Here is a 24,002-nt window from a genome sequence, read left to right on the forward strand (position 1 = left end):
TACGCATTTCAGTCTGCTTATCAGGTTGTCAGACTAATGGTTTTGTTAAAAAACGGCGCGCCGGCGGCACGCTTCAAAAGGGTTTGGATCAGTCAGTTGATGGCGGGCAGTTCCAGGTGCAGGCGCCGTGCTGCCGCGCGCAAGTGGGCCTCGGCACAGGCCGCGGCGCCTTGGGCGTCACCGTCGGCGATGGCCTGGTAGAGCGCGGTGTGTTCCTGGGTGGCGTCGGCCGAGCCACTGACAAAGCGCGTGGCGGAGTTTTCCCAGGCGGTCTTGCGGGCACTGGCCAGTTGGCTTCGCAGGAAGTCGTGGAAGGCCACGAAATAATCGTTCTTGCTGGCCTCGGCGATGGCGCGGTGGAATTCCACATCGGCCAGGGCGGCGGCTTCGAAGTCGGCACGCTTGTCGTGCATTTCCTGCAGGGCGGTTTTCATGCGCTGCAGGTCAGCGGCATCACGGCGCCGGGCGGCAATCGAGGCCGCTTGGGTTTCGATCCACAGGCGAACTTCGAACATTTGCGCGAGGTCCGGGCGGCGGCCGTTTTTTTCCGGGAAGCGGAACACGGTGCCGGCAGGAGTCTGGGAGATAAATGAGCCCAGGCCGCGCCGGGCGGTGAGTACGCCGTCGGCCTTGAGCTGGGCAATCGCTTCGCGCACCACCGAACGGCTGACGTTGAGCTGTTCAGCCAGTTGCTGTTCGGTGGGCAGGCGCGCTTCGGGCGCCAGTTGGCCGGAATCGATTTCTGCACGAATGGCGCTGACAACGCGCATAACGAGCGAATCAGGTCGCTGGAGCTCAAGCATGGGAAAACCTTGGTAATCAGGTTGTCAGACAATAGTCGTTACGATTTTACCTTGTCAAGATTCGTGTGGCGTCGAGCCGGGTGCGCAGTGCCAGGAAAAGCCCTACGCCAATCAGTGCCAATGCCACGCCGAACGTGGCCTGCATCCCACTTCCCACGCTACCTGGCGTGGCGGTGGCGAGGTCACCTGAGACATGCGCAAACACCGCGCCCAAGGCCGAGGCGCCGGCGATCAACCCCAGGTTGCGTGACAGGTTGAGCAGGCCAGCGACCACGCCACGGCGGTCTGCCAGTACGTCGCTCATCACGGCGGTGTTGTTGGCGGCCTGAAACTGGGCGTAGCCGAGGGTGAGGATGATCAGCGGGGCGATGTAGCCGGCAACACCGAGGTTCAGCGGCATCAGTGACAACAACAGGCAGCCGGCCAGCATCGCCAGCAGCCCCGCAACGGTCATCGGGCCGCTGCCAAAACGGTCGGTCAGGCGGCCGGCAGGTACGCCCATCAGCGCCGAAACACAGGGCCCGACGGCCATCGTCAGGCCCATCCACGCGGGGTCGAGGCCGGCGCCGTGGGTCAGGTAGAAGGGGCCGACCACCAACGTCGCCATCATGACCGCCGACACCAGTGCACTCATGGCCAGGCCGGCGCTGAGGGTTGAATCCCGCAGCGTCGACAGGAAATTGAACCGGGATTGCGTGGCCGGTGATTCGCGACGCTCGACCCGCAGATAACGCCGGGCGAGGGCAAAGGTCAGCAGGCCCAGCGGCACGGTGATAAAAAACAGTGCGCGCCAGCCAAACCCGGCGATCAACACTCCGCCGATGCTGGGCCCCAGCGCGGTGCCCATGGCCGACATCGTGCCCAGCAAGCCCATGGCGCGGCCGGTGCGTTCCTTGGCGACGGTCTCGCCCACCAGCGCCATGGTCATCGCCATCATGATCGCCGCACCCAGGCCTTGCAGGGCGCGGGCCGCGATCAAAAGGCCGAGGGATGGGGCCATGCCACACATGGCGGAGGCAACGGTGAACAGCAACAAACCCGCCAATAGCAGGCGGCTGCGGCCCATCAGGTCGCCCAGTCGCCCGACGCTGACGATCACGGCGGTGATCGCCAACAAGTACGCGAGCACCACCCACTGCGCCGCCTGGAAGGATGCATCAAACGCCAGCACCAAGGTGGGCAGGCCGACATTGGCGATGCTGGTGCCCAAAGACGCCAGCAGCATGGACAGTGACAGGGCGGCGAGGGCGCCACGGGGTGCAGGTGAGTTCATCAAGAGGCTCCTGGAGTTGACCGCTGTCAGAAATCTACGCCGTCACCTAACATGGCGGAAGGCGCAGCAGTTGCACTGTATACGTGCGCCAAACGCCATGTGAGGTTTGCCGTGTCGACACCTGATTTCAATTTGCTGGTCACCCTGGATGTGTTGCTCGCGGAAGGCAGCGTTGCCCGCGCCGCCCAACGGCTGCGCCTGAGCCCGTCGGCGATGAGCCGGGCGCTGGCGCGATTGCGCGAAACGACGGGCGATCCGTTATTGGTCCGCGCCGGCCGAGGCCTGGTGCCAACCCCACGGGCGCTGGAGCTGCGCGAGCAGGTCAGCCAGTTGGTGCAGGACGCTGAAGCGGTGTTGCGTCCGGCTGCGAAGCTCGACCTGAGCCAACTGGTGCGTACCTTCACCTTGCGCACCAGCGACGGTTTTGTGGAGAACTTCGGCCCGGCGCTGCTCGCACGTATCGCCCGGGAAGCGCCGGGCGTGCGATTGCGTTTCGTGCACAAGCCGGACAAGGCCAGCACACCGCTGCGCGATGGCAGCGTCGATTTGGAAACCGGCGTGGTCGACAGCAGCGCCAGCCCCGAGGTGCTGACCCAAGCACTGTTCCGCGACCGATTTATCGGCGTGGTGCGCAAGGGGCATCCGCTGAGTGAGGGCGAAGTAACGCCGCAGCGGTTTGCCGCAGGCCAGCACATCTACGTGTCCCGACGCGGCCATGACCAGGGCCAGATTCAACAGGCTCTCGAAGCGCAGGGGCTGACACGGGACGTGGTGACTATCGTCGCCGGCTTCTCCACCGCCCTGGCACTGGCCCGCAGCACCGACCTGATCGCCAGCGTGCCGGAGCGGCACACCGCCAACCTGCACAGTGATCTTTATCGTTTTGCGCTGCCATTTGCGTTCCCGGACTTCACCGTCTCGATGCTCTGGCACCCACGACTGGACGCCGACCTGGCCCATCGCTGGCTGCGCGGTTGCCTGCGGGAGGTATGTGCGCAATGAACGGCCGAACCTTTGTGGTGAGGGAGCTTGCTGTGGTGAGGGAGCCTGTTGTGGCGAGGGAGCTTGCTGTGGCGAGGGAGCTTGCTGTGGCGAGGGAGCTTGCTCCCGCTGGGCTGCGCAGCAGCCCCATCAAGCGCACCGCGTTTCTTCAGCCATACTCCCGTTGCAGGTTTGAGGGCCGCTTCGCAGCCCAGCGGGAGCAAGCTCCCTCGCCACAGCAAGCTCCCTCGCCACAGCAAGCTCTCTTACCACAACAGGCTCCCTTGCCACAGCAAGCTCCCTTTCCACGGCAAGCCCCTCCCTATCCACAATATGAATGAGGCAAATGGCTTTGGGTCCAAAGCAGCCCTTCAGCAGGTACAATCCGCCCAGACTTGACACGAAACACCAGGAATTCGAATGTTCAGCCTTACCCGTTACGAAACCCCATGCCCCGAGCCGATCAACGCGCAGATCCTGCAGATGGTGGTCGACTACCTGACGGACATCAGCATGGTCGCCATCCCGCCGAGCAACCTGCTGTACAACGTCTACCAGTACGCCATTGGCTACGAGGTGCACCTGTACCTGGAAGCGCTGGGCGGGTCCAAGGGCATCGCGGTTGAACTGATCGTCGCGCTGGACGAGCAGGAGCAAGTGATCGGCTTCCTGCTGTACCTGCCAGTGAAGGATGATCCCGAGGCGTGCGGCGTGGCCTACATGGCGGTGCACGCCAGCCATCGGCGCAAAGGCGTAGCGCGGGCGATGATGCAGGACATGCTGGCCCGCTACCCCCATGCCGAGCTGACCTGCGCGGTGGAGAAGGTGCCGGCGTTCGAGTCCATGGGCTTTCAACTGCGCGGCGTACGTGGCACCCAGGTGCTGATGAACACCCGCGACTACAGCACCGACGGCTTGATGGGTTTGCTGGATGTGGCATCGATCTACAGCTCGCTGGAGGTGCGGCAGATCCATACCTACCTGCTGCAAAAGCACGGCAAGCGGGCGATGATCGATGCGGAGAAACAGCGTGATCGTCACTTCGACCAGATGACCCACAAAGCGCGGATGTTTGTACACGCCAGGTTGGGCTGACGCAGGACAATGTGGCGAGCTTTAGCGAGGCTGCAATGGCGGCCGCTCAATCGCGCCCGCGATTGACCATCGCCTTGATGCTCGCAAACAGCTCCTCCTGCGCCTCCAGCGGGCTGATTTCCCCGCTGGCGGCGGCGTGGGAAAGAGCATCTGCCGCGCCCAGCATCCCCCTCAAACCCGCTTGGCCTATCACACCGTCGACGGCAAACGGGGCGAGAGCATCGCTGCATTTGCCGAGGAAAATCACGTCGTACTCGCGCTTGATGGTTTCCAGCTCCGGGCTGCCGGCCAGCGCCGCAATCACCCCCGGAATCTCGCGCCCCTGCAACAGCACACAGTCGACATAACACGAGGCAATCACCCAGGCACGGTCGTCCAGGGTGGGCTCGCTGGCCTCGATGGCGGCGGCAAACACCTGGTTCTGCCGCGCGTCGAAATCTTCATACAGCGCGGCCAGCAGCCCCGCGCGATCGCCGAAATGGTCATACACCACCGGCTTGGTCACGCCTGCCAACTCGGCCAGATGCCCCAATGTCAGGGCGTCGGTGCCTTCTTCACGCACCAGTTGCCAGGCCACGTCGAGCAATTGGCGTAACCGGTCATCCCGGGACAGGCGGCGGCGAGGGGCAGGGGATTGATCGCTTGACATGCTTATATACCAAAAGTAACTTACCAACGGTAACTTAGCTCAAGCCTACTCAATTTGCCTTCCCGTCGCTACCCCCGAAGGAGTTTCTGCCATGCACGCCCTCATCGTTGTTGCCCACCACGACCCGCAATCCCTGACCCACAGTCTGGCCAAGCAGGCCGCCGCCGGCATCACGGCCGCCGGCCACACCTTCGAAATCGCCGACCTCGCTGCCGAAGGCTTCGACCCGCGCTACAGCGCCGCCGACCACAAAGTGCATCGCACCCGCGCCACACCACCGGCCGACGTGTTGGCCGAACAGGCCCGGCTCGACCGCGCCGATGCCTTGGTGCTGGTGTTTCCGATCTTCTGGTGGTCGATGCCGGCCTTGCTCAAAGGCTGGATTGACCGGGTGTTCGTCAACGGTTGGGCAATCGACTACAGCCTGGAAACCAAGGTGGTGAAAAAGCTTGGCCACCTGCAGGTGCACTTGCTGGGCGTCGGCGGGGCCGATGAAGGTGTGTTTGAACGCCACGGCTACGCCAACGCGATGCGCACGCAAATCGACCACGGAATTTTTGATTACTGCGGCGCGAAGGTGCTCACGTCCGAGCTGCTGCTGGACTCGGAGAGCGGCGCGGCCGAACAGCATCTGGAGACGGTGGCGAAGCTGGGGCGGCAATTGTTTGTCGCTGCCCTGGAACCCATCGAAACCGCCTAAACAATCTGCGGGTCGAGGCTGCTCTGTATCAGCGCTGCCAACTGCGCCACTGCCGCGTTTGGTGCCGGGTGGCTGCAATGCAATTCATAGCCCAGGGACGGCACCGGCGGCAGCCCGTCGAGTACCCGCAGGTGCGCCGGCAAACCGATGCGGGTGCGCAAGGTCACGCCCAACCCGGCGTCGACGGCCGCCCAGATCCCGCCGACGCTGGGGCTGGTCAAGGCAATGCGCCAGGCAATCCCGGCGCGGTCCAGGGCTTCTGTGGCGGCGCTGCGCAATACGCAGGGCGCCTCGAACATCACCAGTGGCAGCGGCGCGTCCTCGGCGCGTGGCAATAGCGGCTTGTCCCGGGGGCCAATCCAGTGCATCGGGGTTTGCCCCAGGCGCGTGCATCCGGACGAGTTGTGGCCGGTTTCCCAGGTCAGCGCCAGGTCCAGGCGGGTGTTGTCCATCAGGCCCAGCAACTCTGCGTTGCGGCCAATCCGCACTTCGAGGCTGATCAGCGGGTACAGCCTGGCGAAGCGCCGCAGGATGTCACTGAGCACATGCTCGCCAAAATCCTCCTGCAAACCGAGGCGCAAGGTGCCTGCGGTCTGGGTTTCGTGGAGGCTGCCGAAGATGCTGTCGTTGAGGTCCAGCAGTCGCCGGGCATGACTGAGCAGCGCCTCGCCCACCGGGGTCAGCGCGAGCCCGCGCCCGGATTTACCCAGTACCGGCGTGCCGACCTGTTCTTCGAGTTTCTTTAATTGTGCGCTGACGGCCGAGGTTGAACGGCCCAGTCGGTCGGCTGCCTTGGCGAAGCTGTTCAGCTCCACGCCGGTGACGAAGGTGCGCAGTACATCAAGGTCGAAGGTGGGACGGCGCATTTTATATTCCATAAAAACAGGATGGTTGGTGCTGTTTAATCTGATATTCGGAACGATCCTGGCTTGCTAGATTTTGCCCGTCAACTGAATTGTCGGAGCGAGAGTCCATGAGCAGCAAATTTACCGAACTGACCCGCGACGTGTTGTTCGCCGATATCTGGGAGCGCGATGGCCTGTCCCCCAGGGAGCGCAGCCTGATCACCGTGGCGGCGCTGGTGGCGATGTATCGCCTTGAGCAATTGCCGTTTCACTTGCAGCGGGCGATGGATAACGGCGTGAGCGCCGATGAGCTGAGCGAAGTCATCACCCACCTGGCGTTCTATTCCGGATGGCCGACAGCGGCGTCGGCGCTGAACCTGTTGGCCGCCATCAATCCTGCGGAGTAACCACCATGCCTTATGCCCGAATCTCCCTGCATCGCGGGAAATCCCCTGAATATTTGCAAGCGCTTTCCCAGGGGCTGCATGATGCCCTGGTTGAAAGCTTCAAGATTCCTGTCGCAGATCGCTTTCATGTGATCCACCAGCACGAAGTGGGCGAGATGATCATCGACCCCAACTACCTGGGCGGCCCGCGCAGCCACGACTATGTCCTGATCGCGATCACCGGCGGCAAACCCCGGGATACCGAGACCAAGCGCAATTTCTACCGGGTGCTGGTGGAGCGGTTGGAGGCGGCCATCGGGCTGAGCCCGGAAGATGTGATGGTGGTGATTACCACGACGGCGGCGGATCAGTGGTCGTTTGCCGGTGGCAGGGGGAACTGACTCAGCCTTCGCGAAAAAGGTCATGGGCATCCAGCAACCGATACGCAATCTCCGGCCGCTTCTCCATGCCCTTGCGAATCGCCGCCGGAATCGACTGCCGGGTCTTGCGACACAGGCCTGGCAACTCATCGATAACGATCTGGATCCCGCGCATGCTTTTGACTTCCGTATGCCCGGGGGCGATGTGCACGCGGATGCCCAGTTGCTGGTACATCAGGTGTTGCATGCGTTCCAGGTCGGGCAGGCTTTGCAGGTTTTCGAGGCGTTCGAGCAGGCGTTTTTCTTCCTGGCGCGTCAGGTGCAGGATGCGTGCATCGGCGCCGGGAAGTTCGAGCAGTTGTTCGCGATTGCAGTCGCAGGCACCGGGTGGGCAGGGTTGGCGAATCGTCATGAAGTCTCCCTCCCGTTACCGGCGCCGACGGCTTACCAGGTCAACTGGACGCCAAGGCTTTCCAGCTCTTTCCAGTACTCAGGATAGGTCTTGCCGACGCAGTCCGGGTCCTGAATCCTGATCCCTGAAACCTTCAGGCCCGCCAAGGCAAAGCACATCGCGATGCGGTGATCGGCGTGGGTGTCGATCAGCGCGTTGCACGTGGTGCCCGCCAGGGCCGGATCGCTGGCCACCAGCAAATCATCACCTTCAATGGTCGCCAAACCCGCACGGATTTCATTCAGGCCGTCATGCAGTGCCTGCACCCGGTCACACTCCTTGACCCGCAGGTTGGCCAGCTCGGTGAAGCGTACCGGTGTGTTGTTGAACGCGGCCAGTACGGCGAGTGTCGGAATCGCATCCTGCATCTGCGAACCGATGACCACCGGTTGCATGTGCGGGAATTGCGCGATCACTGCCTGGGCCTTGGCATCGGGCTGGGTGAAATCCTGCGGGGCGACACCGAGGTCGATGCGGCCACCGGTCAGCACTTCGGCCGCCCACAAGTAAGTGGCGGCGGACGCGTCAGGCTCGATCAGGTAGTCGTGGGCGGTGTAGCCGGTGGGCGCCACGCGCCAGGTGCTTTCATCGACGATGTCCACCTGGGCACCGAAGGCGCGCATGCAGTCCAGGGTCAGGTCGACGTAACCACGGGCGCCGATGTCCTTGCCGGTCAGGGCCACTTCAATCGGTGCCTCGCCGCACGCCGCCAGCATCAACAGCGCCGACACGTACTGGCTCGACAGGCCGCCGTCGATCTCGAAACGCTTGGCCTGCACGCGGCCGGTGCCGTGTACCGTTACCGGCGGGCAGCCGGTTGGGCTGTCGACCTTGATGCCGTTTTGACCGAGGGTCGCGAGCAAAGGGCCGATCGGGCGTTTTTGCATGTAGGCGTCGCCGTCCAGCACCACCGTGCCTTGAACGGTGGCCACGGCGGCGGTGAGGAAGCGCATCGCGGTGCCGGCGTTGCCGAGGAACAGCGGCTGCGCCGGCAATTGCAGCTCGCCAACGCTTGTGACGACGAACGTGGTGTCGTCCGGTTCATCAATCACCACGCCCATCTGCCGCAGGGCCACCGACATGTGGCGGGTGTCATCGCTTTTCAACGCGCCGCTCAAACGGCTGGTGCCCTTGGCCAGGGCAGCCAGCAGCAGGGCACGGTTGGTAATGGATTTGGAGCCGGGGGGCGCTACCTTGCCGTTCAATGGAAAGTTGGGCGGTGTAACGGTCACGGTTTTCTGCGAACTCAAGGTACAAGGCTCCTGCTTCAAGGCGGGTGGCGTTTGGCGGACACGAATAATCGGCCAAACACGCTACCGTTGTCGAGCGGGGATCGTTGAAAGTCGCGGGGGATGGCGCCATGCGGCCATTCCCTGCCTTGCGATCAATAACCACCGCTGGTCGACATTTCTCCCATTAATGTCGATTGAGCGCCTGATTGATCGACTACAAGCACAACAACCCGTCGAATCAGGAGAGTGATCATGTCGTACGTAGATGGCTGTGTGATAGCAGTACCCACCGCAAACCGCGAACAATTCATCCAGCACGCCAAGGCTGCCGCCGTGGTGTTCAAGGAACATGGTGCGCTGAGTATCGTTGAGTGCTGGGGCGATGATGTGCCCCAAGGGCAGGTGACGTCGTTTCCCATGGCGGTAAAGCTCAAGGACGACGAAACCGTGGTGTTTTCCTGGATCGTGTGGCCCTCCCGCCAGGTGCGCGATGCCGGGATGAGTAAGGTGATGGAAGATCCGCGCCTGAAGGCGGACGCCAATCCGATGCCGTTTGACGGGCAGCGGATGATCTATGGCGGGTTTAAAATGATCCTCAACACGTGAGGACAAGTGTTCATGGATAGCAGCTGTAGTCCGATCGCCTGTTGCAGGGTAGGACGGACGACAGGTCCGGTGCAGGACTGCTGAGAAAACTCCGCAAAACAAGGACGTTGCGCGATTTGTCCGACAGAACCGTCGGGTAGACAACCCGGCGGGGTGGGCTAAGTTCAAGGCGCTTTCCATGACGGGAAGCCTTCAATCAAGGAGTGACTGAAATGAACAAACCCCAGACTCAACTCAGGCATGGTCGCGTCGTGACCCCGGCCAGTCGTGGTTCGGTGGCGGTAGAACGCGGCCTGCTGGAGAACTGGCAAGTCAACGAAATGGAAGGCGGCAAGAACTTCCCGGCCCTCAGCGCCGGACCGTTTCCGGCGCCTTATGAAACCGACGATCAAAGCGTCACGCCACCCGCAGACGGGCACATCCTCAGCGGCGGCAAGACCGATGCCCGCGACTGCGTGAACTTCACCGACGAAGAAATGGGTAAAAAGCTCAACACTCCGTTTAACTGGCCGTTGCTGAATGTTGAAGCTGACCAGGTGTTCAAGGTGCAGTGGGACTACACCGCCGCGCACGTGACCCGGGGCTATCGCTGGCTGATTACCCGGGACGGCTGGGACCCCAAGCAGCGCATCAGCCGGGCTCAACTGGAGGCCAAGCCGTTCTACGAGGACTTCTACACCCAGGTGCCGTATTACCAGCACTCGGCTGAACTGAAAGCCAAGGTCGAACATCAAGTGACGTTGCCCAAGGGCAAGAAGGGCCGGCATGTGCTGGTGTTGATGTGGATCGTGGCCAACACCGGTAATGCGTTTTATCAGGCGTTTGATGTCGATATCAAATAGCGTCAAATGATCTGTGGGAGCGCCGCTCCCACAGTCACGCGACGGCAGCGACTGCCATCACTACCAATCCGTCGACCATGCGCTGCAAATCCGCAATGTTTTGCGCGGTGGCCTTGAGCCCGGTTGACGCCGACCGCAGAATCCGCGCGATATCCCGCACGTCCAGTGCAGCCTTTTCAGTCACCGCCGGCGTCAGCACTTCGATCAGCAGCGCCTCCATCTGCTCATACAAATCCGCCACCGCTTGCGGCGCGAACTCTACGCAATTGGTGAGCAGCTCCGTGGCGTTTTCCGAATCAATGACCGACGCCACCGGCTCGATCAGCCAGATATCAAATACACACCTGATGCGTGCCTGCAAGCCACTGATCCGGTGCAGTCGAGCGTGGGTTTGCGCCAGGTTGCGCGCGCACTGGCGCCGCACCAGTTCGGCGAAGATCGCCTCCTTGTTGGGAAAGGCGGCATACAGTGATGGCCGGGACATGTCGCTGGCCTGGGCGATGTCGCTCATCCCGACTTTGCGGTAGCCGTGGCGCAAGAACAGCTCGAAGGCGGCGGCGGCGATACGGTCTTCCTTGGTTTCCATTGCGATCAGCATGGGTACTCGTATTTTACAGTTGACGAAAAGTGTAAAGGTGTTAGGGTCTTTACAGGTTTATCAAAGTGTAAAGTCCTGAGGGGTGAGTAGCAATGAGCAATGTTCCTGTGGAAAGTAAGGGTCCTACCTTGGCCCGTGCCTATGCGGCGCTGCAGCGCGGCGGGCCCATGGTGCCGTGGACCTTCGAGCGCCGCGCACTGCGTGAACGGGATGTGTCGGTCAGGATTCTGTTCAGTGGCGTGTGCCATTCCGATATCCACTCCATGAACCACTGGGGCCAGGAGTTTCCCCTGGTGCCCGGCCATGAAATGGTTGGTGAAGTGACTGCTATCGGCGCAGGCGTCAGCCGTTTTGCCGTGGGTGACAAGGTAATGATTGGCACCATCGTTGATTCCTGTCGCCATTGCGAACCGTGCAAGGCGCATATGGAAGTGTATTGCCGGGAGTACCCGACGCTGACGTTCGATGGCCTGGACCGGGTTGACGGTACGCGCACCCGGGGCGGCTACTCCGATCACTACGTGGTAGATGAGCACTTCGCTTACGCGCTGCCCGCAGGCCTCGACCCGGCGGGTGCGGCGCCGTTGCTGTGCGCCGGCATTACGACGTTTTCGCCGTTGCGTCACTGGAAGGTCGGCCCGGGTAAAACAGTAGGGATCATCGGGATTGGCGGGTTGGGACACCTGGCAGTGAAGTTTGCCAGGGCCATGGGGGCGCACGTAGTGGCGTTCACCACCTCGCCAAAGAAAGCCGAACTGGCCCTGAAACTTGGCGCTCACGAAGTGGTGCTGTCCACCGACGCCGAGCAGATGGCGGCCCAGGCGTTTCGCTTTGATTTCATTCTCGACACGGTGTCCAGCCGTTACCCGATGGACCCGTTTCTCGCCGCGCTGAAACTCGATTCGACGTTGTGTTCGCTGGGCATTCCTGATCAGTTTGATTTCAGCCCGATGTTACTGGCGATGGGCCGCCGCAGTATTGCCAGTTCGGGTTCCGGCGGTTCGGCGGACACTCAAGAGATGCTGGATTTCTGCGCTGAACACAACATCGTTGCCGATGTGGAAGTGATCGCGATGGAGCAGATCAACGAAGCGTTCGCCCGGGTGGAGAAGGGCGACGTGCACTATCGGTTTGTGGTTGATATGAGCAAGGGGCTTTAAAGCCCCTTGTCGCAGCTGAATGTCAGCGCTGGGCCAACCAGTAATCGTGCAACACACGGGCCGCCGGTTCGATCGCAGCAACCCGTTGCTGATGGGCATTTACATCCAGGTCTGCCGGCAGTTCAAAGTTGTCCTGCTCGGCACACCAGGAAATTTTCTCAAACTGCCCGGCTTGTTCGGCAGGCAGCTCTGGCCAGTTGCCGATCGCGGCGCCACGGATATAACCAAAGCACCATTCTTCCGCCAGGGTCAGTGGTTGGCCCTGGTGCTCGGTTTCTTCGAAACGCGCCTTGAATCCTTCAGCATCAGTCGCCAACTGTGTGGCGATAGCGTTCATGTGCCGCACGCTCAGTTCAAGAAACCGCTTGGCTTCTTCCGGGCTTTCCCAATCCGGGTTCTGCCCACCAAAGATGCCGGGGAACCACTCGGCCACATCCACCTGCGCAGGGCTTGAGACCAGGGCGGTGAAGTAGCCGTCGAGCTCGGCCAGGTTCAGCACCGAATGGTCGTCGCCGTACTTGAGCAGGGTTTCGTCGATGAACTCGAAATCGGCAGGGGCGAGGGGTTGATCGTGCATGGAGATGTCCTTTGTGCGTAGAGCGCCGCCGATAGGGGCGGCTTAAAGCGCGGAGGATGGCGCGTGCCGGGTTTTTAATCCAGCCTCTTCAGCGCTTTTCCCACAACACGCACAGCTTGCTCATGCACATCGAACCCGCCACGGCGAGGATGATCGGCACCAGGAAGTCGTGGTCGATGCGGGTAAATTCCGCCACCAGCACAATTGCGGTCAAGGGCATGCTCATGCTCGACGCCAGGAACGCCGCCGCGCCAATGATCGCGAAGGCCCCCAGCGGCACGCCGGGCCACAGCAGGCTCCAGGCGCCGCCGAGGATGATCGCCAGCAAAGCGCCGTTGGCCAGCGCCGGTGTCAGCAAGCCACCTTCGGCACCGGCGCGCAGGCTGCTGGCGGTGATCAGCACCTTGACCACCAGCAGTACGGCGGCGAGGGCGATGCTCAGTTCATTGTCGAAACCCAGCTGCGCCGGGCCTTTGCCGTTGCCGAGAATCTGCGGCAGGAAAATCGCCAGGCCACCAATGATCGTGAAGTTGATCAACGACAGTACCGGCAACCGCCAGCCACGGGCGGCGTTGCTGCGGGCCGCGCCGGTCAGCCGAGTGAAACCGTAGGCAGCCAGGCCAAACACCGGGCCGCAGGCCAGCGCCCAGGCGATCAAGCCGGGGCTGAGCACAAAGTGCGGCACCACGTATTGTGACTCTGCGCCCAAACCCATCCAGGCCACCGACGCACCGATGGCCGAGGTGGTCAACGCAATCACCGCCGCCGGCCAACTGAACACACCCACCAACACTTCGAGCACAAACACCGCGCCCCCCAGCGGCACGTTGTACACCGCCGCCAAGCCGGCGCCCGCGCCGCAGGCGACGATCAGCCGGTGCATGTCCGGCGCCAGGCGTGCCCGCTGTGATAACCAGGTGGCCGCCAGCGCGCCGACTTCCCTTGGCGCCACTTCACGGCCCAGGGGGGAGCCGAGGGCAACGGTGATGATTTGCAGCACGGCGTGGGCGAGGGTGGTCTTGGGCGGCATGATCGGCGCCTGGGCCGAGACTGCTTGTTTGATGCTCACCAACGGCCGGCCATAGCGGTAGATCAACCACCAGCCCACGCCCGCCACCAGGCCGCAGGTGAGCAGCACCAGCACCCGGCGTTCAGGCGCGGCGGCAGTGACGCCGAGCAAAAAGGTTTCGTGGCTGATCAGGCTGTCGAGGCTGTAGCCGTACGCCAGGTGCTGGATGCCGTGCAGCAGCAACGCCAGGAGCATGCCGCCGATGCCGGCGCCGATACCGGTGAAGATGACCACCAGGGCGAGAATCAGCAAAGAGCGGGTCTTGGAAGGCATAAAGGGTCCACAGGGCCGGATTTTCGAGGCTGATTCTATAGCGTGCAGGTGCTGCTACCGCGCTGACATGTAATGCAATGGCGCGAATTGGCCTTCCACAACATTGCATTACGTTCAGATTACTTTAACGGCCCGGCCGATTGCCTGAATCGGACCTGTCGGCTTGCCGGTTTTCGATCCGCCGGGGTTTTCCAGGGTCAGCTCAAACAGTTGGTTGGGCGCCAGTGGCGGCAGTTTGTCCAGGGGCACCGACAGCGATTGCCCGGGCTTGACCAGCCCCAGCGACACCGGGCCTTGCCAGTCTTCGCCCTTGGTCCAGAACTGCAGGGTCTTGTCTGCCGGTACTTCCATGATGCCCAGGGGGATCAGCTGGATTTCCTGGGTATTACTCGCCTGGATCACCCAACCCGGTGCCTGGCTTTGCGGCGCTACCAGCACCACCACATAAGCGGTCGGGTTGATGGTTGCTGTCTGGGTCAGCAGCAATGTTGCCAATACAAGACTCGCCGCGAGGCCCGCACCGGCCAGTCCGCGCCACAAAGACAGCCGGTTCCACCATGAGACCGGTGAGTCTTCAGAGGCTGAATGCCCCAGGCTGCGCTCGATACGTCGCCACAGATTAACCGATGGCGTGACGGGGTCGGCCTGCTCGGTCAATGGCAACAGGCGCTGCTCCCAGGCGTCCACCGCTGCACGCAATCCGGGGTCGGTGGCCAGGCGTTGTTCCACTTCGGCACGTTGCTCGGCGGGCAAGGTGCCCAGCACATATTCGCTGGCCAGTTCGTCGATGCTGTTCATGCCATGCACTCACGCAATGCCGCGAGGCTGCGTTTGATCCACGCTTTCACGGTGCCCAGCGGGGTGCCGAGTTTGTGCGCGATTTCGCTGTGGGAATAACCGTCTACATACGCATGCAGGATGCAGTTGCGGCGGGCCGGGTCGAGTTGTTCGAGGCAGCTGTAGATGCGTCCCGAGCGCGCCTGATACTCGAAGGTGTCGGTGTGCTCCGGGGTTTCATGTTCTTCGTCGAGGGGAACTTCGCGTCCCATGCTGCGCACCGCATTCAGGGCCAGGTGCCTGGTCACGCTATAGACCCAACCGCGGGCCGAGCCTTTGTGCGGGTCAAAACTGGCGGCTCCCTTCCAGATCTTGATAAAAGCGTCATGCACGATGTCTTCGGCCAGGGCCTTGTCGCGCACGATGCGCAACGCCACCCCCAGCAGCCGGCTGCTTTCCTGTTGATACAGGCGGCGCAGGGCCGGTTGGTCGCCCCGGGCGCAGGCCAGCAGGCAGGCTTCATACTCAAAATCGGCTTCAGGCAAGGACAGGGTTTCCCGGTGGATGCCCCGGTAGTGAACCCGGGGCGCTTTCGCAGCAGCGTAGACGACTTTACTTAATTGGCCGCCCAGAAGATGTAGTCGGCCTGGTACTTCACCACTTGCTGCTTGCCCTTGTTGGCCGCCGTGCATTCGGTGCTCGGTGCCACGCCACCCTTGAGGGCGACCCGTTGAATGTAGGCAACGCCACTCATCGCGCCCTTGCCTTCGGCGGGGTTGGCCTTGACCAGTTGATAGGGCAGGTTGCCGGGGCTCGACGGCGCTAAGGCCAACTGGGTGCCGGTGACTTTCGAGCCGTCCTTGGCCTGCCAGGTGGCGGGCGGGCCGAAGTAGCTGCCGACTTGCTGGCCGCTGCGGTCATTGAGCACGGCCTTGGGGCCGACGAAAAACCATTCGGTCTGGCCAGCAGCATTGGCCTTGTCACGGCATTCGTAGGTGATTTCGCCGACGCCGGTGGTTTCCATCGCCACCTTGTGACCGTCCGGCACCTTGATGCTGTCGGGTAAACCGGTCTGGGCAAAGGCAGTCGGTGCAGCAGCGAACAGGCAGGTCACGCAGAACAGGGCTTTGGCGTTCATCGGTGTCTCTCCATAAGGGCAGCAAGGCGCTGCTACCGGTACTACCCACGACACGCGCAAACGGATGCAGCGATTAGAAAATAATTCGGCAAGGGCGCACACTGTGGCCCCCGCACTACCAGAGGAGAGATTGGCGATGACCGGTGTTCACAAGGCTGCTCAACAGGGATTCTCTACCCAGGCCGTCACCTACGCCCAAGGCCGACCGGATTACCCACGCCAACTCACGGGCTGGTTGACCGACGCTCTGCAGATCAACTCGCACTCCACCGTTATCGACCTGGGCGCCGGCACCGGCAAGTTCACCCGGCTGCTCAGCACCGTGGCGCCGACCTTGATTGCGGTCGAGCCGGTAGAGGCGATGGGCGCGCAGTTGAAGAAACAGCTGCCCGATGTGCGCCTGCTGTCAGGCACCGCCGAGGCCATTCCTCTTGAAGAGGCCACTGCCGATGCGCTGGTGTGCGCCCAGGCATTCCACTGGTTCTCCACGGAAGCGGCGCTGGCGGAAATTCACCGGGTGCTGAAGCCGGACGGCCGGCTGGGCCTGGTCTGGAACGTACGGGACGAGTCGGTGGACTGGGTCGCGGCGATCACCGAGATCATTACGCCCTACGAGGGCGACACCCCGCGCTTCCACACCGGGCGCTGGCGGGAAGCGTTCACCGGGGAGTATTTTTCCGCGCCCGAAATGACCTGCTTCCCCTACAGCCACGTCGGCAGCCCCCAGGAAGTGATCATGGATCGCTTCCTTTCGGTGAGCTTTATCGCCGCATTGCCGCCGGCGGAAAAGGCGCTTGTCACTGAGCAGCTGCAGTCGCTGATCAACACGCATCCGGCCTTGCGCGGCCGTGAGACGGTGGCATTCCCCTACCAGACCCAGGCCTATCGCAGCCAGCGCCTGACGAAAAAGGCATAAAGTCAGATCGTATTGATATAAGTCGTTATAAGAAAAATCGCTATGCTGCGGCCAGAATTTTATAAGGCCGCAGGTAGTGGTAATGGATGTAGGTAATTTTGGTTTCTCGATTGCTGGCCTGATTGTTGGATTTATCGTGGGAATGACCGGTGTCGGTGGTGGCTCGTTGATGACACCGATCCTCTTGTGGTTCGGCATCAACCCGGCCACCGCCGTGGGCACCGACCTGTTGTATGCCGCCATCACCAAGTCCGGTGGGGTGCTGGTTCACAGCAAGAATCGCAACATCGACTGGACCATCACCGGTTGGCTGACCCTGGGCAGTGTGCCTGCGGTGCTGCTGACCTTGTGGTTCCTCAAGAGCCTGGACACCGATCCCGCCGCGTTGAACGCGGTGATCAAGCAGTCCCTGGGCGTGGTGCTGTTGCTGACGGCCACCGCCATCCTGTTCAAGAACAAACTGCTGGCCTTCGCCCAGCGACATGCCGGCGACGACTACAAGATGGCGCCGCGCAACCTCAATGCGCTGACCATCGTCACCGGCGCGATCCTCGGCACCATGGTGGCCCTGACCTCCATCGGTGCCGGCGCCCTGGGCACCGTGGCGCTGTTTATCCTGTACCCGTTCCTGGCCACCAAGCGCCTGGTGGGTACGGAGATCGCCCACGCCGTGCCGCTGACCCTGGTTGCGGGCCTTGGCCACGCGAGCATGGGCAACATGGACTGGACGCTGCTCGGCTTCCTGTTGCTGGGATCGCTGCCGGGGATTTATGTCGGCAGCCACATGGCCGGCAAGGTCCCGGACGGGATATTGCGTCCTTGCCTGGCGTTCATGCTGGTGATGATCGGCTTCAAGCTGGCGCTTTAACGCGCTGGCCCATTGCCGATCTGCCACACAAACGGCGGCTCGGTGCCGTTGATCACCCGGTCGCCGACAATCCGCGCCTTGTAGATCACCGGGTTGTGGGACGACACCGTGCGTGCGTTGCGCCAGTGCCGATCCAGGGATTTGCCCTGGCGTACGTCCGAAGCGCCCAGCGCGTTGAACAGTTCAGTGGTGGCGCGCTGGATCAGTTCCGAGACCACCACCTGCGCGGTCGCTGATTCGATTTCGGCGGCCACATTGGCTTCGTGTTCCGCCGCATCATCCCCACCAAAGCGCGCCACGTAAGCCCGCTGCGCTGGAAAGGTTGCCTTCAGCGCGCTGGCCTCGGCGGCATACACCAGCGCCGCGACTTCACCCACCACCTGTTGAATCTGCGAATCCTGGCTGACATGGGCAGCATTGCCATGGCTGTAGATGCGCTTGCGGCTGCGCACCTGATGCGCCACATCCTTGAGGGCCGCGCGACCGATGCCGGCCAGGGTGGCGAGCAGCACCAACTGGTAGAACGCGGTCTGGTATTTGAAGCGGGTGGAAAAGTCGATGAGGTTTTCCGCTTCCACCACGGCGTCGGTAAAGCGCGAGGTGCCGCTGCCGGTGGTACGCTGGCCAAAGCCGTCCCAGTCATCGCTTTGCACTACACCGGGCTGGTGGGTGCGGGTGGCGGCAATCACATCGCCGCCGGTGTCGCTGCGCTGGGCATACACGTCGATCCAGTCGGAAAACAGGCTGCCGGTGCTGTAGAACTTTTCACCGTTGAGTTTCCATTTATCGCCGTCGGGGCTGACTTTTGTGACCACATCGCCGATGGCCACGCTGCCGATTTCGGTCCAGGCGCAGCCGACGATGTCACCCTCGACAAAGCGTTTGAACCAGATGTCCCGCGCCGCGCCGGGGGCGGCGTTCAGGCGGTCTTCGGCGAACGCGAAATGCCCGCGCAGGGCCTGGGGCACGTTGGAATCGGCTTCGGCCAGTTCGATCAGCAGTTCAAACAGCTGGGGCAGGGAGGCGCCACCGCCACCGTACTCCACCGGCACGCGCACGGCGCCGAAGCCGGCTTGCTTGAGCCACTGGATGGGTTCGTAGGGCAGGGCGCGGGTTTGTTCACGCTCTACGGCACCGTCTGCGATGCGCTGGAAAACCGGCCGGAAGCGTTCGGCCAGGGCTTGATAATCGACGCCGGTGGACAGTGGGTTGATCACGTGGTGCTCGGTCATGGGGACGGTTCCTGGGCAGTGAGTTAGGTGAGCTATTGCACGGTCCATGCCGGGCGCGAAGGCACGTGTTTACGGGGCGGGTGCTGATTCAACTGTTGTTCCTGCAACAGTAAAACGACAAACCGCTGCAATCCGTGACAGCTCGGAGCAGGCTGCTTTTCGCCTGTTTCAGCGCTCCAAGGCCTGTAGCGTGGGCCTCTCACTGTCACTGGCACACTTGCTGCTCCACACCCTGTACATGCCAATCCGCGAGGTACAGTCCAATGAGTCAGCAAGCCGTCAAATTTGCCTACTGGGTGCCCAACGTCAGCGGTGGGCTGGTGGTCAGCAAGATCGAACAGCGCACCCACTGGGGCATCGACTACAACCGCAAGCTGGCGCAGTTGGCCGAGGACGCCGGTTTCGAGTACGCCCTCACGCAGATTCGTTTCACCGCCGGCTACGGCGCCGAATACCAGCATGAGTCTGTTGCGTTCAGCCATGCGCTGCTGGCGGCCACCACCAAGCTCAAGGTGATTGCGGCGATCCTGCCTGGCCCATGGCAACCGGCCCTGGCGGCCAAGCAACTGGCAACCATCGACCAGCTCACCAATGGCCGGGTAGCGGTGAATATTGTCAGCGGCTGGTTCAAGGGCGAGTTCCAGGCCATCGGCGAACACTGGCTGGAGCACGACGAACGCTATCGGCGCTCCGAGGAATTCATCCGTGCCTTGAAGGGCATCTGGACCCAGGACAATTTCACCTTCAAGGGCGACTTCTACCGCTTCAACAACTACAGCCTCAAACCCAAGCCACTGGGCGAGCCGCACCCGGAAATCTTCCAGGGTGGCAGTTCACGGGCGGCGCGGGATATGGCGGCGCGGGTGTCGGACTGGTACTTCACCAACGGCAATACCCCGGAAGGCATCAAGGCCCAGGTCGATGACATCCGGGCCAAGGCAGCGGCGAATAATCATTCGGTGAAAGTCGGGGTCAACGCGTTTGTGATTGCCCGCGATACCGAGGAAGAAGCCCGCGCCGTACTGGCAGAGATCATCGACCAGGCCGATCCGGAAGCCGTGAATGCGTTTGGCGACGCGGCCAGACAAGCCGGCAAGGCATCCCCGGAAGGCGAGGGCAACTGGGCCAAATCCAGCTTTGAAGACCTGGTGCAATACAACGACGGCTTCAAGACCAACCTGATCGGCACCCCGCAGCAGATCGCCGAGCGCATCGTGGCCTTGAAGGCCGTCGGCGTGGACCTGGTACTGGCCGGCTTCCTGCACTTCCAGGAAGAAGTCGAGTACTTCGGCCAGCGCGTGCTGCCGCTGGTGCGTGAGCTGGAGGCCAAGGCCGGGATCAAGCAAGTCGCCTGAACACCACCACCGCCGCACGCAATTTGTTATTGCCGAAGCGGCACATTCGCTCGAACTCCCCGTGGCTGACCGGCAGATGCTGGCAGTCCATGGGTTGGCGATGCTGGCTGTGGTCCACGTCCGGGTCGTGCAGGTACACGAAGTCTTCGTCGCAATCGGTGACGATCACCCAGTGGGGCGACTTGGAGCGGGTCAGCCGGTAGCTGCTGATCAACACCAGCGGCTGCCCGCCGTCCCGCAGCACCTGGGGTAAATCCAGCGGGCCGCCGAGCACCTGCTCGACGTCGCTCAATGCCAACTCTTCCTCGAAGGCGTCATGCACCAACCGCATGACGTCTTTTTTATGCGCATCCCGCACCCCGTCGAGAAACAACGGCCCGCTGACGTTGACCTGCATGCGCACCCGAAAACCCCGGCGCCACGCGGCCAGTGCCAGGCCTTGGGGGCTGCAGCCACCGTGGCCGGCGGTCATGAACACGGTGGTTGCCTCACGCCAGATCTGCAGTTCTTCGCGGCGCTGTGCCACCCGCGCAGGTTCCAAAGCGCCCATGGCCATCAGCAGGCTGGCGGCGCCACAGGTGAAGTCGGTGGTCTGCTGGTAATAGGGCACGCTCAGGGCGCGTGCGTCCTGGTGCTGGAGGATGCGTTTTTCCAGGCGCAGGGCTGGGGCGTGGTCTTCGTAATAGTCATTGATCAAGGCAAAGCGCCGGTAACCATTGCGCTCGTACAGGGCGATGGCGCCGGGGTTGTCGGTGCGCACTTCGAGGCGCAGGTAGGCGCAGTCGTGTTCCACGGCGCAGGCTTCGATGCGTGTCAGCAATTGCTTGCCCAATCCCAGGCCCCGGGAGGACTCGGCGATGGCGATGGAATACAGGCGCGCCAGGGAGGTGCCCCGGTGGAACAGCACCAGGGCGTAACCCAGCAACTCGCCGTGTTGTTCCGCCACCAACAGTTGCCCGTGGGCGCGGCTGACCATCCACTGAAAGCTGCGGGTGGAGAGCCGGTCCGTGGTGAAACAGTGCTGTTCCAGTGCCACCAATGCAGGCACGTCATCGGGTGTTGCAACGCGAAAGGAAAGAGCCATGTGACCGCCGTAAAAGTTGCGTAACGAAACGGGACTTCTCTAAAAGATCGTGCTTAATAGAAAAGGTCTAGTTCTCTAAAGCGGATCAATCAATATGTCAGCGGTACAAGGTCATTGGCGTGAAGTATCCGAGCAAACAGTGGCGGCGACAATAACTTCCAACGGTTATTTTTCCAGCCCTCCCAAGAGTGCAAGTCAAGTCGTGATCATTGTCGAGCGCAAGGAAGACTGGGCGTCGTACTTCCCCAGCGAAGACATCGTCACCGCCCAGGAATACCTTGAACAGACCCGGGAAAACGAGACGGGCAAGCGGGTGCAGGTGATCAACCTGTGCCGCAGCTACAAGTACCTGGGGCACGGCTACTACTGCTCGCTGCTGGCCGAGGCGCGGGGCCACAAGGTGATTCCGTCGGTGCGCACCATCAGCGAACTGACGAAAAAATCCCTGTACGGCCTGGCCTTGGATGACTTGGATAAAACCCTTGATAAAGCCTTGAGTCATCATCTCTACAGCAATACCGAAGGCTTTACCCTGACACTTTATTTTGGCCGAACCAATATTGAACCCTTACAGGATTTGGCCCGCCAGTTGTTTGAAGCGTTTCCCTGTCCGATCCTGTTAGTTGAGTTCCGCAAGAATAACGGCTGGCACATCGAAGGCATCAAGTCTGGGGTGTTGCACAAGTTGCGCGATGACCAGGAAGATCAATTCGCCAATGCGCTGGACAACTTCAGCCGCAAGATCTGGCGGCAACCGCGCTCCCGACGGTTGGCCCGCTATGACCTGGCAATCCTGCACGATCCGCAGGAACAATTGCCGCCGTCCAACGCCCGGGCCCTGGAAAATTTCGTACGGGTCGGCAAGGGGCTGGGCATCGATGTCGAGCTGATTGAGCGCAAGGACTACGCCCGCTTGGCCGAATACGACGCCTTGCTGATCCGCGAGACCACCAGCGTCGACAACCACACCTACCGCTTCGCCAAAAAGGCCGAGAGCGAAGGGCTGGTGGTGATGGACGACCCGGCGTCGATCCTGCGATGCACCAACAAGGTCTATCTCACCGACCTGCTCAAAAGCCACCAACTGGGCATGCCCGCCACCGAAATTCTGTACAAGGAGCGACCCGAAGATTTCGAACGGGTGGGCGAGCGCCTCGGCTTCCCGCTGGTGCTGAAGATCCCTGACGGGTGTTTCTCCCGCGGCGTGATCAAGGTCGAAAGCCAGCAGGCGCTGCTGACCGCCACCGCCGAACTGTTCGAGCATTCCGTGTTGTTGCTGGCCCAGGAATTTTTCTACACCGAGTACGACTGGCGCATCGGCGTCCTCAACCGCAAACCGATCTTTGCCTGCCAGTACTTCATGTCCAAGGGCCATTGGCAGATCTACAACCACAAGGCCATCGGCCAGGACATCAACGGCGAGTGCCGCACCCTGGCGGTTCACGAAGCGCCCAAGGCCGTGGTGGAACTGGCGGTAAAGACCGCCAACCTGATCGGCGACGGCCTGTACGGCGTAGACCTCAAGCAATCCGGCGACAAAGTGGTGGTGATCGAGGTCAACGACAACCCCAACATGGACGCCGGCATCGAAGATGCCTACCTGCAGGACGACTTGTATTCCCTGGTACTGGAGGAGTTCGTGCGACGCCTGGAGCTGAAACGTCAGGGCCAGGTGTGGTGACGCGCGATGATTCAGCGTTTTGAAATAGCCGATGGCAAGTTGTACAACAGCCTGGGGGACGACGCGAATGTGCTGCTCTTCAGCAATCCGGACCCCCACGAGCGCAAGTACCTGCGCGACTGCTACAAGCTCGACGAACATGCCCTGGCCTCGGCGCTGGACCCGGACGAAGTGTCCCGCATCGAGTTCCACCCCGATAACCTGTTCCTGATCTGGAAACGCCCGGAGAATTATTCCGGTGGCGGCAACCTGGTATTTGAAGTGGCGTCCTGTGGCTTGCTGTTTTCCGGGGATCAGTTGCTGGTGATCGCCGCTGACGACAGCCAGCTTTCCGGGCTGGGCGCCCGCCGGCCGCTGCGTACGCCACTGGATGTGTTGCTGGACTTGCTGCTCAACAACATCCACCACTACCTGGGCCACCTCAAGGTGATCAAGATGGTCGCCCGGGAGTTGCAGCAGCAGTTCAACGCATCGATGAGCAACCGCCACCTGATGCAGATGTTCAACCTCAGCGAAAGCCTGATCTATTACATCAACGCCCTGCACAGCAACGGCGCGGTGCTGACGCGCCTGCGCAATCATGGCGAGAAGGAACATTTCAGCGCTGAAACACTGGGCCTGATCGATGACCTGATCATCGAGAACAACCAGTGCTACAAGCAGGCGGAGATTTACTCCAACGTGTTCTCCGGGTTGATCGATGCCCGGGGCAACCTGATGAACAACAGCATGAACAACCTGTTGCGCAAGCTGACGTTGATCAACGTGGTGTTCCTGCCGTTGAACCTGATCGCCAGCGTGGGCGGGATGTCGGAGTTCAGCATGATGACGGCGGGCACGCCGTGGTGGATTTCGTACCCGTTGTTTATGGCGGCGATGGGACTGGGGGCGGGGTTGATGGTGTTGGGGTTGAAGCGGATTGCGGGGAGTGGTGACAAGGCGGTGTGACGATGTGCGGGAGGTTATTTGTGGCTAGGGGGCTGTTGTGGGGGGGGAGCTTGCTAAGGGGAGGGGGCTTGCTGTGGCGAGGG

Annotated in this window: 27 protein-coding genes; 13 read left to right on the forward strand and 14 right to left on the reverse strand. The window is 61.9% G+C overall.

The genetic code is table 11. The features are described 5' to 3' along the window. Positions 1-92: 92 nt before the first annotated feature. Both V3W39_RS27335 and V3W39_RS27340 read right to left on the reverse strand, forming a co-directional pair. Positions 93-803 (reverse strand): FadR/GntR family transcriptional regulator, encoded by a 711-nt coding sequence (locus tag V3W39_RS27335; protein WP_177044175.1) that lies wholly within the window; start codon positions 801-803, stop codon positions 93-95. Positions 804-849: 46 nt separating this feature from the next. Further along, on the reverse strand, positions 850-2,076 hold the full coding sequence (locus V3W39_RS27340) for an MFS transporter (RefSeq protein WP_330213738.1): 1,227 nt from the start codon (positions 2,074-2,076) through the stop codon (positions 850-852). Positions 2,077-2,187: 111 nt separating this feature from the next. On the opposite strand from V3W39_RS27340, the gene V3W39_RS27345 reads away from it, so the two are divergent. Both V3W39_RS27345 and V3W39_RS27350 read left to right on the forward strand, forming a co-directional pair. After that, complete coding sequence (locus tag V3W39_RS27345) at positions 2,188-3,078, forward strand: LysR family transcriptional regulator (protein WP_330213739.1); 891 nt, start codon at positions 2,188-2,190, stop codon at positions 3,076-3,078. A 399-nt stretch (positions 3,079-3,477) separates the two neighbouring features. Next, positions 3,478-4,152: a GNAT family N-acetyltransferase gene (locus tag V3W39_RS27350; protein WP_177044172.1), complete on the forward strand. Its 675-nt coding sequence runs from the start codon at positions 3,478-3,480 to the stop codon at positions 4,150-4,152. A gap of 46 nt (positions 4,153-4,198) precedes the next feature. On the opposite strand, the gene V3W39_RS27355 is transcribed toward V3W39_RS27350, so the two are convergent. After that, on the reverse strand, positions 4,199-4,801 hold the full coding sequence (locus tag V3W39_RS27355; RefSeq protein ID WP_259197383.1) for a TetR/AcrR family transcriptional regulator: 603 nt from the start codon (positions 4,799-4,801) through the stop codon (positions 4,199-4,201). 91 nt (positions 4,802-4,892) lie between these two features. Between V3W39_RS27355 and V3W39_RS27360 the strand changes: the two genes are divergently transcribed. Next, a complete protein-coding gene (locus V3W39_RS27360) occupies positions 4,893-5,501 on the forward strand; it encodes an NAD(P)H-dependent oxidoreductase (protein ID WP_330213740.1) in 609 nt (202 codons plus the stop codon). Here the strand turns inward: V3W39_RS27360 and V3W39_RS27365 are convergent. After that, positions 5,498-6,367: a LysR substrate-binding domain-containing protein gene (locus tag V3W39_RS27365; RefSeq protein ID WP_330213741.1), complete on the reverse strand. Its 870-nt coding sequence runs from the start codon at positions 6,365-6,367 to the stop codon at positions 5,498-5,500. The two genes, V3W39_RS27360 and V3W39_RS27365, sit on opposite strands and share 4 nt — an antisense overlap. Before the next feature lie 107 nt (positions 6,368-6,474). On the opposite strand from V3W39_RS27365, the gene V3W39_RS27370 reads away from it, so the two are divergent. Together V3W39_RS27370 and V3W39_RS27375 are read left to right on the forward strand one after the other, a co-directional pair. Then, positions 6,475-6,753, forward strand: coding sequence for a carboxymuconolactone decarboxylase family protein (locus V3W39_RS27370; RefSeq protein WP_330213742.1), 279 nt, complete (start codon positions 6,475-6,477; stop codon positions 6,751-6,753). Between the two features lie 5 nt (positions 6,754-6,758). Continuing rightward, complete coding sequence (locus V3W39_RS27375; RefSeq protein WP_330213743.1) at positions 6,759-7,133, forward strand: tautomerase family protein; 375 nt, start codon at positions 6,759-6,761, stop codon at positions 7,131-7,133. Position 7,134: 1 nt separating this feature from the next. Here V3W39_RS27375 and V3W39_RS27380 read toward each other — a convergent pair whose 3' ends face one another. Continuing rightward, complete coding sequence (locus V3W39_RS27380) at positions 7,135-7,524, reverse strand: hypothetical protein (RefSeq protein ID WP_177130399.1); 390 nt, start codon at positions 7,522-7,524, stop codon at positions 7,135-7,137. A 32-nt stretch (positions 7,525-7,556) separates the two neighbouring features. After that, positions 7,557-8,813: a 3-phosphoshikimate 1-carboxyvinyltransferase gene (locus tag V3W39_RS27385; RefSeq protein WP_330213744.1), complete on the reverse strand. Its 1,257-nt coding sequence runs from the start codon at positions 8,811-8,813 to the stop codon at positions 7,557-7,559. Between the two features lie 234 nt (positions 8,814-9,047). Between V3W39_RS27385 and V3W39_RS27390 the strand changes: the two genes are divergently transcribed. After that, entirely contained in the window at positions 9,048-9,401 is a 354-nt protein-coding gene (locus V3W39_RS27390; RefSeq protein ID WP_330213745.1) for a DUF1428 domain-containing protein, read from the forward strand. A gap of 212 nt (positions 9,402-9,613) precedes the next feature. After that, the gene (locus tag V3W39_RS27395; RefSeq protein WP_330213746.1) at positions 9,614-10,243 is read left to right on the forward strand and encodes a lytic polysaccharide monooxygenase auxiliary activity family 9 protein; all 630 of its coding nucleotides are present in this window, start codon (positions 9,614-9,616) and stop codon (positions 10,241-10,243) included. Between the two features lie 34 nt (positions 10,244-10,277). Here V3W39_RS27395 and V3W39_RS27400 read toward each other — a convergent pair whose 3' ends face one another. After that, positions 10,278-10,841, reverse strand: a complete 564-nt coding sequence (locus tag V3W39_RS27400; protein WP_177130403.1) for a TetR/AcrR family transcriptional regulator — start codon at positions 10,839-10,841, stop codon at positions 10,278-10,280. A gap of 92 nt (positions 10,842-10,933) precedes the next feature. Between V3W39_RS27400 and V3W39_RS27405 the strand changes: the two genes are divergently transcribed. Further along, positions 10,934-12,001 (forward strand): NAD(P)-dependent alcohol dehydrogenase, encoded by a 1,068-nt coding sequence (locus V3W39_RS27405; RefSeq protein WP_442968431.1) that lies wholly within the window; start codon positions 10,934-10,936, stop codon positions 11,999-12,001. Positions 12,002-12,023: 22 nt separating this feature from the next. On the opposite strand, the gene V3W39_RS27410 is transcribed toward V3W39_RS27405, so the two are convergent. The 5 genes from V3W39_RS27410 to V3W39_RS27430 form a co-directional block, all read right to left on the reverse strand. Further along, positions 12,024-12,578: a UPF0149 family protein gene (locus V3W39_RS27410; protein ID WP_177120944.1), complete on the reverse strand. Its 555-nt coding sequence runs from the start codon at positions 12,576-12,578 to the stop codon at positions 12,024-12,026. An 88-nt stretch (positions 12,579-12,666) separates the two neighbouring features. Beyond that, entirely contained in the window at positions 12,667-13,920 is a 1,254-nt protein-coding gene (locus V3W39_RS27415) for a chloride channel protein (protein ID WP_330213747.1), read from the reverse strand. A 114-nt stretch (positions 13,921-14,034) separates the two neighbouring features. Continuing rightward, entirely contained in the window at positions 14,035-14,718 is a 684-nt protein-coding gene (locus V3W39_RS27420) for an anti-sigma factor (protein ID WP_177134876.1), read from the reverse strand. Then, positions 14,715-15,242, reverse strand: coding sequence for a sigma-70 family RNA polymerase sigma factor (locus V3W39_RS27425; protein ID WP_259197374.1), 528 nt, complete (start codon positions 15,240-15,242; stop codon positions 14,715-14,717). Before V3W39_RS27425 ends, V3W39_RS27420 begins: the two co-directional genes overlap by 4 nt. 71 nt (positions 15,243-15,313) lie before the next feature. Continuing rightward, the gene (locus V3W39_RS27430; RefSeq protein WP_330213748.1) at positions 15,314-15,835 is read right to left on the reverse strand and encodes a DUF3455 domain-containing protein; all 522 of its coding nucleotides are present in this window, start codon (positions 15,833-15,835) and stop codon (positions 15,314-15,316) included. 136 nt (positions 15,836-15,971) lie between these two features. Here V3W39_RS27430 and V3W39_RS27435 point away from each other — a divergent pair, with 136 nt between their 5' ends. Further along, a complete protein-coding gene (locus V3W39_RS27435; RefSeq protein ID WP_330213749.1) occupies positions 15,972-16,751 on the forward strand; it encodes a class I SAM-dependent methyltransferase in 780 nt (259 codons plus the stop codon). 82 nt (positions 16,752-16,833) lie between these two features. Next, the gene (locus V3W39_RS27440; protein ID WP_076013626.1) at positions 16,834-17,619 is read left to right on the forward strand and encodes a sulfite exporter TauE/SafE family protein; all 786 of its coding nucleotides are present in this window, start codon (positions 16,834-16,836) and stop codon (positions 17,617-17,619) included. Here V3W39_RS27440 and V3W39_RS27445 read toward each other — a convergent pair. Next, entirely contained in the window at positions 17,616-18,851 is a 1,236-nt protein-coding gene (locus V3W39_RS27445) for an acyl-CoA dehydrogenase family protein (RefSeq protein ID WP_330213750.1), read from the reverse strand. The genes V3W39_RS27440 and V3W39_RS27445 overlap by 4 nt on opposite strands. A gap of 263 nt (positions 18,852-19,114) precedes the next feature. Between V3W39_RS27445 and sfnG the strand changes: the two genes are divergently transcribed. After that, a complete protein-coding gene (gene sfnG / locus V3W39_RS27450) occupies positions 19,115-20,206 on the forward strand; it encodes a dimethylsulfone monooxygenase SfnG (protein WP_177044154.1) in 1,092 nt (363 codons plus the stop codon). Here the strand turns inward: sfnG and V3W39_RS27455 are convergent. After that, positions 20,190-21,290: a GNAT family N-acetyltransferase/peptidase C39 family protein gene (locus V3W39_RS27455; RefSeq protein ID WP_177044153.1), complete on the reverse strand. Its 1,101-nt coding sequence runs from the start codon at positions 21,288-21,290 to the stop codon at positions 20,190-20,192. The genes sfnG and V3W39_RS27455 overlap by 17 nt on opposite strands. A 94-nt stretch (positions 21,291-21,384) precedes the next feature. Between V3W39_RS27455 and V3W39_RS27460 the strand changes: the two genes are divergently transcribed. After that, positions 21,385-22,971: a RimK family protein gene (locus V3W39_RS27460; RefSeq protein WP_003215278.1), complete on the forward strand. Its 1,587-nt coding sequence runs from the start codon at positions 21,385-21,387 to the stop codon at positions 22,969-22,971. 6 nt (positions 22,972-22,977) lie between these two features. Further along, the gene (locus tag V3W39_RS27465; protein WP_177134868.1) at positions 22,978-23,919 is read left to right on the forward strand and encodes a magnesium transporter CorA family protein; all 942 of its coding nucleotides are present in this window, start codon (positions 22,978-22,980) and stop codon (positions 23,917-23,919) included. Positions 23,920-24,002 lie beyond the last annotated feature (83 nt).

It is taken from the genome of Pseudomonas sp. Z18(2022) (genome assembly GCF_036346535.1).
GTDB classification, from domain to species: Bacteria; Pseudomonadota; Gammaproteobacteria; order Pseudomonadales; family Pseudomonadaceae; genus Aquipseudomonas; species Aquipseudomonas yamanorum_A.

Coding starts and splice junctions, on each gene's coding strand:
- V3W39_RS27335 (WP_177044175.1), bottom strand. CDS start 803: ATGCTTGAGCTCCAGCGACCTGATTCGCTCGTTATGCGCGTTGTCAGC.
- V3W39_RS27340 (WP_330213738.1), bottom strand. CDS start 2,076: ATGAACTCACCTGCACCCCGTGGCGCCCTCGCCGCCCTGTCACTGTCC.
- V3W39_RS27350 (WP_177044172.1), top strand. CDS start 3,478: ATGTTCAGCCTTACCCGTTACGAAACCCCATGCCCCGAGCCGATCAAC.
- V3W39_RS27355 (WP_259197383.1), bottom strand. CDS start 4,801: ATGTCAAGCGATCAATCCCCTGCCCCTCGCCGCCGCCTGTCCCGGGAT.
- V3W39_RS27360 (WP_330213740.1), top strand. CDS start 4,893: ATGCACGCCCTCATCGTTGTTGCCCACCACGACCCGCAATCCCTGACC.
- V3W39_RS27365 (WP_330213741.1), bottom strand. CDS start 6,367: ATGCGCCGTCCCACCTTCGACCTTGATGTACTGCGCACCTTCGTCACC.
- V3W39_RS27370 (WP_330213742.1), top strand. CDS start 6,475: ATGAGCAGCAAATTTACCGAACTGACCCGCGACGTGTTGTTCGCCGAT.
- V3W39_RS27375 (WP_330213743.1), top strand. CDS start 6,759: ATGCCTTATGCCCGAATCTCCCTGCATCGCGGGAAATCCCCTGAATAT.
- V3W39_RS27380 (WP_177130399.1), bottom strand. CDS start 7,524: ATGACGATTCGCCAACCCTGCCCACCCGGTGCCTGCGACTGCAATCGC.
- V3W39_RS27390 (WP_330213745.1), top strand. CDS start 9,048: ATGTCGTACGTAGATGGCTGTGTGATAGCAGTACCCACCGCAAACCGC.
- V3W39_RS27395 (WP_330213746.1), top strand. CDS start 9,614: ATGAACAAACCCCAGACTCAACTCAGGCATGGTCGCGTCGTGACCCCG.
- V3W39_RS27400 (WP_177130403.1), bottom strand. CDS start 10,841: ATGCTGATCGCAATGGAAACCAAGGAAGACCGTATCGCCGCCGCCGCC.
- V3W39_RS27405 (WP_442968431.1), top strand. CDS start 10,934: ATGAGCAATGTTCCTGTGGAAAGTAAGGGTCCTACCTTGGCCCGTGCC.
- V3W39_RS27410 (WP_177120944.1), bottom strand. CDS start 12,578: ATGCACGATCAACCCCTCGCCCCTGCCGATTTCGAGTTCATCGACGAA.
- V3W39_RS27415 (WP_330213747.1), bottom strand. CDS start 13,920: ATGCCTTCCAAGACCCGCTCTTTGCTGATTCTCGCCCTGGTGGTCATC.
- V3W39_RS27420 (WP_177134876.1), bottom strand. CDS start 14,718: ATGAACAGCATCGACGAACTGGCCAGCGAATATGTGCTGGGCACCTTG.
- V3W39_RS27430 (WP_330213748.1), bottom strand. CDS start 15,835: ATGAACGCCAAAGCCCTGTTCTGCGTGACCTGCCTGTTCGCTGCTGCA.
- V3W39_RS27435 (WP_330213749.1), top strand. CDS start 15,972: ATGACCGGTGTTCACAAGGCTGCTCAACAGGGATTCTCTACCCAGGCC.
- V3W39_RS27440 (WP_076013626.1), top strand. CDS start 16,834: ATGGATGTAGGTAATTTTGGTTTCTCGATTGCTGGCCTGATTGTTGGA.
- V3W39_RS27445 (WP_330213750.1), bottom strand. CDS start 18,851: ATGACCGAGCACCACGTGATCAACCCACTGTCCACCGGCGTCGATTAT.
- sfnG (WP_177044154.1), top strand. CDS start 19,115: ATGAGTCAGCAAGCCGTCAAATTTGCCTACTGGGTGCCCAACGTCAGC.
- V3W39_RS27455 (WP_177044153.1), bottom strand. CDS start 21,290: ATGGCTCTTTCCTTTCGCGTTGCAACACCCGATGACGTGCCTGCATTG.
- V3W39_RS27460 (WP_003215278.1), top strand. CDS start 21,385: ATGTCAGCGGTACAAGGTCATTGGCGTGAAGTATCCGAGCAAACAGTG.
- V3W39_RS27465 (WP_177134868.1), top strand. CDS start 22,978: ATGATTCAGCGTTTTGAAATAGCCGATGGCAAGTTGTACAACAGCCTG.